Here is a 12296-nt window from a genome sequence, read left to right on the forward strand (position 1 = left end):
AGACTGAGTATAAGCCACATGCTACAATTTTAATGAGAGGAGTACGATACGATATGAACATTAAATCAATTGAGCCAACGCCAAGTCCGAATACAATGAAAATTAATTTAGACGAAGTGCTATCAGGCGGAAAAAGCAATAACTATACGGAAAAAAATGCTGAAGCAGCGCCTGAAGTTGTTCAAGACATCTTGAAAGTAGAAGGGGTAAAAGGAGTCTATCACGTAGCGGACTTCTTAGCCGTAGAGCGAAATGCTAAATATGACTGGAAGCAAATTTTGCCGCAAGTTCGTGCAGCGTTTGGTGAAAATTTGCAGAGCAGCAGCGAACAGCACAAAATGAATGAGCATTTTGGTGAGGTCAATGTGTCCGTTCAAATGTTCAAAAACGTACCAATGCAAGTTAAGCTAACGGACGGAAATGAAGAAAAGCGATTTGGTCTGCCTGAACGATTCGCAAAAGCGGTAGCAGAGCTTCAAAGCTTTTCAGATAATGTAGTGTTAGAACGGAAATGGAAAGAACAAGGCGTTCGTTACGGAGAGTTAGCGGCTATCGGAGACGAAGTAGTGGAAGAATTAGCAGCAGCATATCCGCAAGAAAGATTAACTCGCCTTGTAGCCAATGCACAAGAAGAAAAAGAAGGCGGAAAAACGGTACAGCCGCGTAAAACCTATAAAGTTACAGAAGAGATGCTAGAAGACAACGATTGGTCAGTGCGCTATGCCCATTTAGAACAAATGGATCCAACAGAAGCTGATTTAGACGTTTTAAATAAAGCGCTTGATGATGAAAAAGCATCTATTCGCCGCTTAGCTACGGTCTACTTAGGAATGATTGAATCAAAAGCGGTACTGCCTTATTTATACAAAGCATTAAAAGATAAATCAGTCACTGTGCGCCGTACTGCTGGAGACTGCATGTCAGATTTAGGTTTTGAAGAAGGTATTCCGGCAATGTGTGAAGCCCTTGGTGATAAAAACAAGCTTGTGCGCTGGCGTGCAGCGATGTATTTATACGAGGTAGGGGATGAGACGGCTCTTCCTGCATTAAAAGCAGCAGAGAATGACAAAGAATTTGAGGTGGATTTACAAATCAAGCTAGCGATTGAACGTATCGAAGGCGGAGAAGAAGCAAAAGGTTCTGTTTGGAAACAAATGACGGAAAGCAGAAAAGCATAAAAAAAGATCATTCACTTGAATGATCTTTTTTTATGACTGTTTTGCAGCGGGAGTTGGAAACTGCATAGGCTGCATCGTGTTATCAATTTTAATAGGCTGATAACCGGACTGTTTTAAGTAAGTCAAAATAGTCGGCAGAGACTGTGCCGTAAAGGATTTGTCATGAAATAAAATGACGGGTGTTCTTCCGTTGGAGTTAACCCCTTGAATATGAGGTTCAAGGCCCTGAATAATTCTAGGTGCAGAACGAAGTGCCCAGTCTTCACTGTCTACATTCCAGTCCCATAATTTAAAGTGGCTTAGCAACTCTGTACGGTGCGGCTCTTTTAAATAAGGAACGCTGCCGTAAGGAACGCGGATTAACTTACTGTCAACACCGGTTACTTTCTTAACTGTCGCTTGACACTCCTGCATTTCTTTTAACGCGGCGCCGTCTTCACTATACATGACATGAATATCATGAGAGACGCCGTGACAGCCGATGGCATGTCCTTCCTGTGCTACTTTTTTAGCAATTTCAGGGTGAGCGTCAATTTGATGCTTTAACATAAAGAAAGTTGCTTTTACGTTATATTGACGCAAAGCATCTAAAATGTGAAGGGTATCAGGCGTTGGGCCATCGTCAAACGTAAGGTAAACAGGCTGTGTAAGAGCTTGATTTTGATCGTTCACGGTATTTCCTACATACATATTATGGTGAAGTGTATTAAGCAGCTTCTCAGGTTGTGCTGAAGATGCAGCTTCTTTCAGCGGCAATGCAGTAGATGCTAAGACTTGCTGAGATGCAGCGGATTCACTTCCTTTGGCTCCTGTAATAAAAAATAAAGAAGCGACGATCACTAACACTAAAGACAAAAATGCATAAAATCGTTTGTTTGGCTTAAATCGTTTGTTCGGTTTAAATCGCTGGTTCAATTTGAAAATCCTTTCTACTAAACTACTATTTACTACTATAGTACAAAAAATGGAATATTAATAGTAAAAATCGACATTTTTATGGAAAAAAATTAGATGATATGACCCGGTTTTAATCTTTTTTGTCAAATGAAAAAGGAGAACGGGACAGCGATAAGGATTTGAAGAGTGAGTAGCTAGATTTTTCCTGGTTTTTATAGTATGCTTTTAGCGTGAATGATTGTTAGGAGGAATGTTAATATGTCAATGGCATATGAAGAATATATGCGTCAGTTAGTTAAACCAATGCGTCAAGAATTAACTCAAGCTGGTTATGAAGAATTAACAACAGAGGAAGCCGTAGTTGATTTTATGGAAAACGTAGAAGGAACGACTTTTGTTGTCGTTAATTCAGTTTGTGGATGCGCTGCTGGTTTAGCACGTCCTGCAGCAACGCAAGCGTACTTACAGTCTGAGCAAAAACCAGATCAAGTGGTAACTGTTTTTGCCGGTCAAGATAAGGAAGCAACAGCTAAAATGCGTGAATATTTTGGGGACATTGAGCCTTCATCACCGTCTATGGCACTTTTAAAAGGAAAAGAAGTTGTTCATTTTATTCCTCGACATGAAATTGAAGGTCAGCCGTTAGAAGTTATTTTTGAAAACATTTTAAATGGCTTTAAGCAGCACTGTTCATAAAATGTCCTGCTTTTGTCACATCTAGTATATAGATTTTTAAAGAAAAATCGCATATACTTTATAAGAAAAAGGATGTCTATCGGCATCCTTTTTCTTTATGTAAATAGCCAAACAGTGTAGGGGGAGTTATGAAAGTGATTGTTACGACTGCTGGTCGAACAAATGAACAGATGATTGTAAAAGCCAAACAAGTAGCCGCTGATTTAAGTATACCTTTTGTAACAAGAGAGAAGAAATCTGTTGCAGATCTTCAAAATCTTGAAGCGGCAGACGTGCTGGTTGTCGGTAAAAATAGAGTAGAGTTGCACGTTCAAAATGAAGAAGAACCTATTTTTTTTCATCCAAATTCCGCTATGTTTAGAGTGAAGAGATGGCTGCGCGGAGAACGAGATCCGTTTATTGAAGCTGCTGGTTTAGAAAAAGGAATGAGCGTGCTTGACTGTACACTTGGTCTTGCATCGGATAGTATGATGGCGAGCGCAGCGGTAGGGAAAAACGGGAAAGTTGTCGGACTAGAAGGCAACCGCTATGTAGCTTATTTAGTCAAACAAGGACTTTTAAATTGGGAAAGTGACGTACAAGAGTTGAATGATGCAATGAAGCGTATAAACGTGGTTCATCAAAATTTTGAATCGTTTTTGGCGTGTTGTGAAGATAATTCTTTTGATGTTGTCTACTTTGATCCTATGTTTCAAGAACAAATTGAGGAATCGAATGGAATTAACGGTATTAAAGCAATAGCACTGTATACCACGCTGACGCCAATGGCTATACAAGAAGCAAAAAGAGTAGCCAAACAAAAGGTCGTGCTAAAAGATCATTGGAAAAGCAGTCGTTTTAAAGAGCATGGATTTACTGTGCAAAAACGAAAAACATCAAAATTTCATTACGGGACAATTTATATACAAAAATAACCAAAAAAGTAAAATTAATTACGATAATTGAAAATACTTCCAAAACCTTTTAGGAATTAAAAAGTTTTGGAAGTTTTTTTTATGAATTTCATCTAAAGTTCATAAAAGTATGATATATTTTTGAACATAAAAATACTTTTGTGTTTAAGCATCCAGCAAAAAAGGAATATCTTGTATAGGTTTCCGCTCGGTGTGACAACCTCAAACAGAAGAAGGAAGGTGCTAACTGAAAAGTCGTCAAATGCCCGTAGACAGCATAAATGAATAAGCAAATATAGGTAAAAAATTAATAAGTATGTTACAATACCTAGTGAGTTATGATAATGAATTTTACAATATGAAAAGACCATATGGGAAAAGATGAGAAAGGAAAGATACGAATGCCTAGATGGATAAAAAGAATGCTAATTGTATTTATTACAGTATTTACATTTGGGCTTGTCACTCCACCAGAATATTTATACGTTGATGATGCAAAAGCGGACAAGCAACATAAAGCAGGGTATGTAAGAGAAACAACTCCTGTCACAGCTGTTATAGAAGATATTCATTTGCCATATGAAGAACCAAAATATGAAGACGTTTCATCATTTGTTACGTATGCAATGGAATCAGCTGAAAAACAGTCAGTGGAAAAATTCGGAACAAAAATTGGTCCTGTCATTGAAGATGAATTTCGTCAAGCAGTGTTACCTAAAATTGAAGAAGTGCTGACCGACATTGGCACTGAACGTGAACAGTCAATTCAGAATCTCGAGATAAGCGAGCACCCTGCTGCTGGCTACGGTGAAAAGATTTTCCATGTATATGACCGGGAAACCGGTCAGGACTTAATACGGTTTCATGTACGGCGTGAAAATCCTCCAAAAGATGGATACTGGTTTAATTTTCACTATCATGCGGCCGCAGATAATTTTCAAAAGCATTATGATTTAGGGAAAATTTATTGGAACCGAAACATGCCGCCTAAGTGGTTCAGCTGATAATAGACACAACATTCTACAATTTCGAAATGTTAGCTTTTTTAAGCTAGCATTTTTTTACGTCTAAAACCGTTATGGTCTAAATAAGCTGAAACATTAGCACAACGATAAAAAAATCGTTTATAATGAAGTCAGACTTCTTACTATAGAATTGTAGGAAGGAACGAATAGACGCTGGAGGTAACACAATGAAACAATTTACGGAAGAAAAACAATTTCGCCAACAAATTAAGAATGAAACACTAAGCGTTGGGATTTTTACGACAACGTGGTGTCCTGATTGCAAACGTTTGGATATGTTTATTGATGAAATCGTTGACGAAAATACAGATAAAGCATGGTTTAAAATTGACAAGGATGAGTTTGAAGAACTTTCTGCTGAAAACAATGTAATGGGTATTCCTTCTCTTCTTGTATATAAAAACGGTGAAAAAATTGCGCACCTGCACAGTGCAAATGCTAAAACGCCTGAAGCGGTCCGTGAATTTTTAGAAACTCTTTAATTCCCTAAGCTGCGAGAGCATTCTCGCAGCTTTTTTTGTGAGAATGGCTATTTCCATTTTTCGATGAGTGGGGTATACTAGGACAAGTGAATAATCGTAAAGCAATAAGGTCTCAATTTAAAGATTGAGTGAAAAGGGAAGTCTGGTGAAAAACCAGCGCGGTCCCGCCACTGTAAGCGCTTTGTGCGTAAGTCAGGAGACCTGCCTTATTGTTAGCTGTGAAACCTTCGAGGAAGGGTGAAGCAGGGTAATGAACATACATATCAAGTATAGTTAACGGATTCTTTTCCTGCTTATCTTGACGTTACCTGCTTTGCTTTCAATTGAAAGTAAAGCTTTTTTATTTTGAAGCTGCTGCCGAGCAGTATACATAGTCAAAGCGGAAAAAACGGGATAGCGCTGCTTTTTGCATGATCATTTGCTTTTTCTTTAACGTGGAGGTTTCGTATTCACAATGAACAATATATAGGGGGAGTATTTAGATGAAAAAATGGCTTTCGTATTCCATTATTGCGCTGTTAGTCATCGTACTTGCTGCATGCGGTGCAGGCAGCAAAAGCAACAGTGATAAAAAAACGAAGCAAGATACAGAACAAACGTCACAAGCTGCGTTTCCAGTGAAGGTAAAAGACGCGCGTGATAAAGAAATTACGTTGAAAAAACAGCCTAAGAAAATTGTTTCATTAATGCCAAGTAATACGGAGATTGTATATGCCCTTGGCCTTGAAAAAGAGTTAGTCGGTGTCACAAGCAACGATGATTATCCTAAAAGCGTAAAGAAAAAAGCGCAGGTGGGAGATATGAACGTTAATGCAGAAAAAGTTATTGCTTTAAATCCTGATTTAGTACTGGCACACGCTTCAAGTATGGGCGTTTCAGATGAAGTATTTAAACAAATTGAAAGTGCGGGTATTCCGGTATTTGTTGTAAAAGATTCAACAACGTTTGATACGGTTTATGATTCTATTACGCAAATTGGTAAATTAACGGGTAAAACAAAAGAAGCTAATCAAACAATTAAAGACATGAAAGAAAAAGTAGCTTCAATTGAGAAAAAAGCAAAAACGATTTCAAAAGAAGATCGTAAAAAAGTATGGATAGAGGTATCGGGAGCTCCTGAGATTTATACAACAGGAAAAGGTACGTTCATGAACGAAATGCTTACTATGATCGGTGCTGATAACGTAGCGGCTAGTGAAAAGGGTTGGGTTAAGTTTTCTGAAGAGCAAGTTGTTAAGTTAAACCCTGACGTTATTATCGCAACGTATGATGCAGACAAAAATGAGATTATGAAGCGTCCCGCTTGGAGCAGCATGACTGCTGTAAAAGAGGGGAATATTGAAAAGGTTGATCAAAACAAAATCAACCGCTTAGGACCTCGTATTGTAGATGGCTTAGAGGACTTAGCAAAAGCAGTATACCCTGAGGTGTACAATAAATAAAAAGAGGGACCATATTCCAGTTCGAATTGAAAAGGGGATTGGTCCCTTTTCACATCTTAAAATTGAAGAACGGCCTGAGCTTTTAATCATGAAAACCGAGACTTCTTATAAAACATACAGCTCAGGCGTTTTAGGAACAGGCATCACGGAAACGGACACCTTTTACAATCGATTTGTTCATAAAGACTATTATTCAGATACCCCTTCTTTAGAGTATGAGCAATATTTGATGAAAGAAAATGTGCGCCATGAGCAAATCGTAGGGTTGATGACAGCGGTTTGGTTAAAAGAAAGAGCGATTTACTGTTATGAAGGCTACGGAGTAAGAGTAGCTTCCGTGATAACGGCTGGAGTAGGAAACGCAGTGGATATTACAGCTGACGAAGCTGTCCCTTTCTATTCCTCTCCCGGTACAATTAATATGTTTTTTTTCGTGGAAGGCAGGCTTACGGATGCGGCGTTTTTACAGCTTTTTATTGCCGCTACAGAAGCCAAAACAAAAACGCTGTCACAGCTGGGTGTCATAGATCCAGCTACAAAGACGATTGCTACGGGAACATCTACGGACAGTATCTCAGTTGCAGCGTCTCAGCAAGGACCATTATATGAATATGCAGGCTCTATGACCGCTTTAGGTCAAGCGGTAGCCAAGCTGGTAAAAATAAGCTTAGAGCAGGCACTTAAGGAAAAGAGGTGAAGAAATGAGTATTGCACAAGCGATGATTGCACACCTGACAGCCATGACGATTGCTCTACTCATTGACCGAATCATAGGTGACCCAGAAAATTGGCCGCATCCCGTTCGCTGGTTTGGCAAGTGGATTTATTGGATGGATTCCAGATTAAATAAAGGCGCAGGAAAACGATTCAAAGGAGTGCTTCTTGTGATAAGTATGGTGGTGCTCGCAGGAGTTATTCCTTTTTTATTCCTTCATGCTTTGTACGGAGTTCATTTTATGCTAGGTGTTTTAGTAGAGGGCGTAATGATTGCGACTACTATATCCACTCGTTCCTTAAGCGAAGCTGCTTATAAGGTGCAAAAGCCGCTTCAGCTAGGAGATATGGAGAAAGCTAGATATGAAGTAAGCATGATTGTGGGACGAGATACGGATCGTTTATCAGAAGGAGAAATTGCCAGAGCGACGGTAGAGACCGTGGCTGAAAATACAAGTGATGGTATTACAGCTCCGCTTTTTTATGCATTTATAGGAGGAGGAGCCCTAGCCTTTTTTTACCGAGCTATTAACACATGTGATTCAATGGTTGGGTATAAAAATGACCGCTACTTTCTGTTCGGCTATTTTAGTGCAAAAACCGATGACGTATTAAACTATATTCCAAGTCGGTTAACTGCAGTGGTAATGACCGCTGTTAATGTAGCAAAAAGCCAATATTCTCTTTGGCATGTAACGAGTTTGATTAAGCGCGATGCTAAGAAGCATCCAAGTCCAAATAGCGGATACGGGGAAAGTGCAGTGGCTGCCCTTTTAGGTATTCAACTCGGCGGGCTTAATACATATAAAGGCATAGAATCTAATCGTGCAAAAATGGGCGAACCACTGATTCCCCTGCAAGCCGGTCATATTGAACAAGCTGTTTTCATTATGAAAAGGACGGTCTATGCTACGTGGTTATTCTATCTTTTGTTAGGAGGAGTTATTAGTGCTATTACCTACACATGGAGCTAACCCCAATGTCTTTTTAAAAGCAATAGGGGCCGAGAATTTGTCGCATCTAAAAGACTTTAGCGTAAACACAAATCCTTTAGGGGCTCCCCTTGTTCTTCACGAAAAGTGGAACGAATTCAAGGAAGCTGCGTTTAGTTACCCTGATCCTGAAGTAACAGAACTAAAAAATAAACTTGCAGCTCATCATCATGTTTCCGCTGCCCAAGTGCTGCCCACAAATGGGGCCGCTGAAGCGTTTTTCCTTATTGCTTCTTTATTTTCAGGAGAGAAAGCGGGGATTGTACAGCCGACGTTTGTCGAATACGAACAGGCAAGTAAAGCGTATGGATGTGAAGTGACGTACGTTCCTTTAGCTGAAGAAAATGGCTGGAGCTGGGATATAGAGTTGATTATGAGTATTCTTCCGGATATAAAAGTACTATGGATTTGTCACCCAAATAATCCAACGGGCGTTATGTATAGTCACGAGGAATGGATGAAAGTAGTAAAAGCTGCTGCTCATCATGGTACATACTTAATAATTGATGAAGCATTTATTGATTTTGTCGAACATCAGCCTTCATTTGATTCTCTTATTCTAAACTATGAACATCTCATTGTTGTGCGTTCGATGACAAAGATGTTTAATATTGCGGGGCTTCGCCTTGGCTATATTTTGGCAAATGAAAAAATCATTAGCAAGATGTCTAAAAAACAACCTCCTTGGAGTGTAAACGGATTGTCGCAGCAAGTAGGGATGATATGTGTAGATGAAAAAGATTTTGTGAAAAAAACCGTACATTATATTAAACAAGAACGAAAACGGATCTTGAGTCAACTAGAAGAATGGGGGCTTTTGGTTTCTCCGTCTCAAACAAACTATTATCTTTGCAGCGTTCCGTCTTCTATTAAAACGCGCGACTGGCTTATCTATTTAGCAAGCCGCGGTGTGGTAGCTCGGCATACTGAAAACTTCCCATTTTTAAATGGACGCTATATCCGTTTGGCTGTGAAAACGAAAGAAGAAAATGACTATTTACTTAACGTAATCAAACAAGGACTCGATGAAATATGATCATCTTTATTAGCGGAGGGGTTCGAAGCGGCAAATCACGTGCAGCGGAGAACATGGTTCAAACTTTTTGTACAAAGCGCGCTGTTTATATTGCCACAAGCCGGCAAACAGATAGTGAAATGCAAAAACGTATCCAGCTTCATCAAACAGAACGTCAAGCGGCGAACACGCCTTGGGCAACGATCGAGCAGTCTGTAGATTTACAACAAATTCTTCCAAACCTTCGAAGTGATGATACTATACTCTTGGACTGTGTCACAAACTGGCTTGCTAATGAGCTTTTTTTAACCGAAAAAAGGTGGCAAACAAAAGAAGGGAAACAAGAGGTTTTTCGTCAGATGATAGAAGCGCTCGATAAGCTGTTTGCGCAGTCTCAGACGGTCGTGCTAGTATCTAATGAACTGTTTGAAGCGGGCGTGTTAGAGGAGCCGACATATAGCTATATGCATATGTTAGGGAAATTACATCAGTATATTGTAGAAAAAGCAGATGTGGCTATTTGTGTAGAAGCGGGACTTTCCCGTTTTAAAAAAGGAAAGGAATGTGTAAGCAAATGAAAGAATGGATAGCCATACTACGAATCTCTCTTCAGTTTTTTACGATCTTACCACTGGCTAAAACCGTTCAATGGACTGAAAAAAGAACGGCACGCTCACTTTTTGTCCTGCCTTGGATTGGCATATTACTAGGTTTAATGTTTTATAGCTTTTTACAGCTGCTTCACTATTCACCTATCACTGCTATTGTTAGCAGTATTTTAGTTTTGCTTTTGCCCCTTGTTTTAACGGGTGGTCTTCATGTAGACGGGTGGATGGATGTAAGTGATGCGTATTTTTCCCATCAGTCAAAGGAAAAGAAACTGCAGATTTTAAGCGATCCGCACGTTGGGTCTTTTGCTATTCTTTCTCTTATTGTTCTGCTTCTGCTGCGCTTTAGTGCAATCTATGAATTAACGTCTCTTTCTTCTTTATCGGTTTGGGCATGTATAACCGTCTTTACACTTCCGAGAATCGGAGCCGCTTTCTTAGTTATGAGAGATAAGCCCGCTAAAGATACGGGGCTTGCTGCTTATTTTCAAAAAGGAGTCACCAAATGGTCTATTTATGCATTTATCGTCATGAGCCTATTCTTAGTTGCTATTTTCATTGTTTTTATAGACAATAAATTCATTATCTTTTTCTTTGCCGGTTTTTTATGGCTCTGGATACGGTTTTATCGTTCGCAGTTTGGTGGCGTAACAGGAGATGTTATAGGTGCAACCATTGAAGGAGGAGAAACGTTTTTATGGATAATTCTTTGGTTATCACATGTATTCGCCATGGCATGACGCTTGAAAATCAACAAAAAAAATATATAGGGTGGAGTAATCCGCCTTTAAGTATAGAAGGGAAAAATGAATTAAAAGAGCTTTCTCTAGAGCCGGAGCTCGTTATTTCCAGTGACTTAAAAAGAGCGCTAGAAACAAGTTCAATTGTTTTTCCTAAATCTCAGGTGATTAAAAGGGAAAGTTGGCGTGAGCTGCATTTTGGAGATTGGGAAGAGAAGACGTATGAAGATTTAAAAAACATACGGGCATATAGAAATTGGATCGATCACTGGGCAGAACATACGCCTCCGAATGGTGAAAGCTTCTCAGGATTTTCAAACCGAGTTTGGGAAGCTTGGGAAGAAGCGGTCGATTTGGCGGCTAGTCAGCAATTGCATCACATTGCTATTGTTTCACACGGCGGACCACTGCGTTTACTTGCGTCCCATTTTAAACAGACAGCGTCGCTTTGGGATGTTTCTTTTTCTTATGGAGAAGGTTTTTCAGTAACGTGCACATACAAACAGGCAAAGGAGAGAAGAGCATGCATTTCGTATTCGGCGGTGCATTTACCGGCAAAAGAAAATGGGTGAAGCAGCAGTATGCCAGTGAGTCGATAAAATGGCATTGTTTGTATGAAGACTCCGTTTTACCGGCCATTGAGTTTGAAGAAAGTTACATTGTGCTAGAAGGATTTGAGCACTATGTTAAGGAATTAATACATAGCGAGCTGGAGGCTCCGCATCTTGTTGTTAAAAAGGTCATACAGAAGTGGAGAGACAGCGGTGTATGGGAACAGTTAATAGTGATTGGAACTGAAGTCGGCAAAGGCATTGTTCCTTTAGATCCAATAGAGCGGCAGTGGAGAGATGAATGCGGGTATGCGTATCAGCATTTGGCGGCACATGCCCAGAAAGTAGATCACATTTGGTACGGAATTGCTAATCGATTGAAGGAGGAAATACAATGAACATTTACACAAAAACAGGGGACAAAGGGCAGACAAGCTTAATTGGAGGAAGAGTAAATAAAGATGATATTCGAGTGGAAGCATACGGGACGATTGATGAGCTAAATGGCTTTGTAGGTCAAGCGATTTATCAGCTGGATGAAGCAACATTAAAAGATGTAAAAGAAGAGCTAATTACGATTCAGCATGAGCTTTTTGACTGTGGAAGTGATTTAGCATTTGCAAAAGATGATCATCCGTACAAAGTAACGAATGACATGATAGCAGTACTTGAAAAGCGCATTGATGTCTATATGTCAGAAGCGCCGGCCATTGAGCGTTTTATTTTACCTGGAGGCACACCTGCAGCGACAACGCTTCATATTTGTCGGACGATTACACGCCGCGCAGAACGGCTTGTTGTTGGCGTGCAGCGTGAGCATAAAATTAATGTGGCGGTGCTTCAGTATTTAAATCGTTTATCCGATTATTTCTTTGCTGCGGCTCGAATCGCTAACGCGCGAGAAAATGTACAAGACTTAGAGTATATTCGCAGTGCCAAAGTATTTAAACAACCTAAAAAATAATGTATAAAAAACGGTCGAGCTAAAAGCGATCGTTTTTTTTTTTTTTTTTTTTTTTTGAGCTATTTCGATAGGCAAAATAAAGCTATAAAAAAGAGGTAA

General features: G+C 39.6%; 15 protein-coding genes and 1 riboswitch. Of the genes, 14 read left to right on the forward strand and 1 reads right to left on the reverse strand.

Going from position 1 to position 12296, the window contains the following annotated elements:
* The first annotated feature begins 53 nt into the window (after positions 1 to 53).
* Complete coding sequence (locus tag ACH0CI_RS16055) at positions 54 to 1178, forward strand: conserved virulence factor C family protein (protein WP_406901881.1); 1125 nt, start codon at positions 54 to 56, stop codon at positions 1176 to 1178.
* Between the two features lie 30 nt (positions 1179 to 1208).
* Here the strand turns inward: ACH0CI_RS16055 and ACH0CI_RS16060 are convergent, their stop codons facing one another.
* Positions 1209 to 2093 carry a polysaccharide deacetylase family protein gene (locus ACH0CI_RS16060; protein ID WP_335706701.1) on the reverse strand — a complete coding sequence of 295 codons (885 nt, stop codon included), beginning with the start codon at positions 2091 to 2093 and terminating at the stop codon, positions 1209 to 1211.
* A gap of 240 nt (positions 2094 to 2333) precedes the next feature.
* Here ACH0CI_RS16060 and ACH0CI_RS16065 point away from each other — a divergent pair, with 240 nt between their 5' ends.
* The 13 genes from ACH0CI_RS16065 to ACH0CI_RS16125 all read left to right on the forward strand — a co-directional run bounded on the left by ACH0CI_RS16065 (position 2334) and on the right by ACH0CI_RS16125 (position 12197).
* On the forward strand, positions 2334 to 2771 hold the full coding sequence (locus ACH0CI_RS16065) for a BrxA/BrxB family bacilliredoxin (RefSeq protein ID WP_013056693.1): 438 nt from the start codon (positions 2334 to 2336) through the stop codon (positions 2769 to 2771).
* Between the two features lie 128 nt (positions 2772 to 2899).
* On the forward strand, positions 2900 to 3685 hold the full coding sequence (locus tag ACH0CI_RS16070; RefSeq protein ID WP_335706702.1) for a class I SAM-dependent methyltransferase: 786 nt from the start codon (positions 2900 to 2902) through the stop codon (positions 3683 to 3685).
* Between the two features lie 380 nt (positions 3686 to 4065).
* On the forward strand, positions 4066 to 4668 hold the full coding sequence (locus ACH0CI_RS16075; RefSeq protein WP_028413645.1) for a YpjP family protein: 603 nt from the start codon (positions 4066 to 4068) through the stop codon (positions 4666 to 4668).
* Between the two features lie 188 nt (positions 4669 to 4856).
* Positions 4857 to 5171, forward strand: a complete 315-nt coding sequence (locus tag ACH0CI_RS16080) for a thioredoxin family protein (protein WP_406901882.1) — start codon at positions 4857 to 4859, stop codon at positions 5169 to 5171.
* Between the two features lie 90 nt (positions 5172 to 5261).
* Positions 5262 to 5394: riboswitch (cobalamin riboswitch) on the forward strand.
* Between the two features lie 259 nt (positions 5395 to 5653).
* Positions 5654 to 6613: an ABC transporter substrate-binding protein gene (locus ACH0CI_RS16085; RefSeq protein WP_406901883.1), complete on the forward strand. Its 960-nt coding sequence runs from the start codon at positions 5654 to 5656 to the stop codon at positions 6611 to 6613.
* Between the two features lie 88 nt (positions 6614 to 6701).
* A complete protein-coding gene (locus ACH0CI_RS16090; protein WP_028413643.1) occupies positions 6702 to 7310 on the forward strand; it encodes an adenosylcobinamide amidohydrolase in 609 nt (202 codons plus the stop codon).
* Positions 7311 to 7314: 4 nt separating this feature from the next.
* Entirely contained in the window at positions 7315 to 8301 is a 987-nt protein-coding gene (gene cbiB / locus ACH0CI_RS16095) for an adenosylcobinamide-phosphate synthase CbiB (RefSeq protein WP_406901884.1), read from the forward strand.
* Entirely contained in the window at positions 8276 to 9355 is a 1080-nt protein-coding gene (gene cobD / locus ACH0CI_RS16100; RefSeq protein WP_028413641.1) for a threonine-phosphate decarboxylase CobD, read from the forward strand. The genes cbiB and cobD overlap by 26 nt, the downstream gene beginning before the upstream one ends.
* Positions 9352 to 9912, forward strand: a complete 561-nt coding sequence (locus ACH0CI_RS16105) for a bifunctional adenosylcobinamide kinase/adenosylcobinamide-phosphate guanylyltransferase (protein ID WP_028413640.1) — start codon at positions 9352 to 9354, stop codon at positions 9910 to 9912. Before cobD ends, ACH0CI_RS16105 begins: the two co-directional genes overlap by 4 nt.
* Complete coding sequence (gene cobS / locus ACH0CI_RS16110; RefSeq protein WP_028413639.1) at positions 9909 to 10682, forward strand: adenosylcobinamide-GDP ribazoletransferase; 774 nt, start codon at positions 9909 to 9911, stop codon at positions 10680 to 10682. The genes ACH0CI_RS16105 and cobS overlap by 4 nt, the downstream gene beginning before the upstream one ends.
* A complete protein-coding gene (locus tag ACH0CI_RS16115) occupies positions 10640 to 11254 on the forward strand; it encodes a histidine phosphatase family protein (protein WP_406901885.1) in 615 nt (204 codons plus the stop codon). The genes cobS and ACH0CI_RS16115 overlap by 43 nt, the downstream gene beginning before the upstream one ends.
* Positions 11206 to 11631 carry a bifunctional adenosylcobinamide kinase/adenosylcobinamide-phosphate guanylyltransferase gene (locus ACH0CI_RS16120; RefSeq protein WP_328174802.1) on the forward strand — a complete coding sequence of 142 codons (426 nt, stop codon included), beginning with the start codon at positions 11206 to 11208 and terminating at the stop codon, positions 11629 to 11631. Before ACH0CI_RS16115 ends, ACH0CI_RS16120 begins: the two co-directional genes overlap by 49 nt.
* Complete coding sequence (locus ACH0CI_RS16125) at positions 11628 to 12197, forward strand: cob(I)yrinic acid a,c-diamide adenosyltransferase (RefSeq protein WP_406901886.1); 570 nt, start codon at positions 11628 to 11630, stop codon at positions 12195 to 12197. The genes ACH0CI_RS16120 and ACH0CI_RS16125 overlap by 4 nt, the downstream gene beginning before the upstream one ends.
* Positions 12198 to 12296: the final 99 nt, after the last annotated feature.

Source organism: Priestia sp. 179-F W1.4 NHS, from assembly GCF_045369295.1.
GTDB classification, from domain to species: domain Bacteria; phylum Bacillota; class Bacilli; order Bacillales; family Bacillaceae_H; genus Priestia; species Priestia zanthoxyli.

Bases quoted from the DNA above. Each gene is read 5' to 3' on its own strand.
- cobS (WP_028413639.1), top strand. From the start codon at position 9,909: ATGAAAGAATGGATAGCCATACTACGAATCTCTCTTCAGTTTTTTACG.
- ACH0CI_RS16080 (WP_406901882.1), top strand. From the start codon at position 4,857: ATGAAACAATTTACGGAAGAAAAACAATTTCGCCAACAAATTAAGAAT.
- ACH0CI_RS16085 (WP_406901883.1), top strand. From the start codon at position 5,654: ATGAAAAAATGGCTTTCGTATTCCATTATTGCGCTGTTAGTCATCGTA.
- ACH0CI_RS16115 (WP_406901885.1), top strand. From the start codon at position 10,640: ATGGATAATTCTTTGGTTATCACATGTATTCGCCATGGCATGACGCTT.
- ACH0CI_RS16070 (WP_335706702.1), top strand. From the start codon at position 2,900: ATGAAAGTGATTGTTACGACTGCTGGTCGAACAAATGAACAGATGATT.
- ACH0CI_RS16055 (WP_406901881.1), top strand. From the start codon at position 54: ATGAACATTAAATCAATTGAGCCAACGCCAAGTCCGAATACAATGAAA.
- ACH0CI_RS16125 (WP_406901886.1), top strand. From the start codon at position 11,628: ATGAACATTTACACAAAAACAGGGGACAAAGGGCAGACAAGCTTAATT.
- cbiB (WP_406901884.1), top strand. From the start codon at position 7,315: ATGAGTATTGCACAAGCGATGATTGCACACCTGACAGCCATGACGATT.
- ACH0CI_RS16065 (WP_013056693.1), top strand. From the start codon at position 2,334: ATGTCAATGGCATATGAAGAATATATGCGTCAGTTAGTTAAACCAATG.
- ACH0CI_RS16090 (WP_028413643.1), top strand. From the start codon at position 6,702: ATGAAAACCGAGACTTCTTATAAAACATACAGCTCAGGCGTTTTAGGA.
- ACH0CI_RS16105 (WP_028413640.1), top strand. From the start codon at position 9,352: ATGATCATCTTTATTAGCGGAGGGGTTCGAAGCGGCAAATCACGTGCA.
- ACH0CI_RS16075 (WP_028413645.1), top strand. From the start codon at position 4,066: ATGCCTAGATGGATAAAAAGAATGCTAATTGTATTTATTACAGTATTT.
- ACH0CI_RS16120 (WP_328174802.1), top strand. From the start codon at position 11,206: ATGCATTTCGTATTCGGCGGTGCATTTACCGGCAAAAGAAAATGGGTG.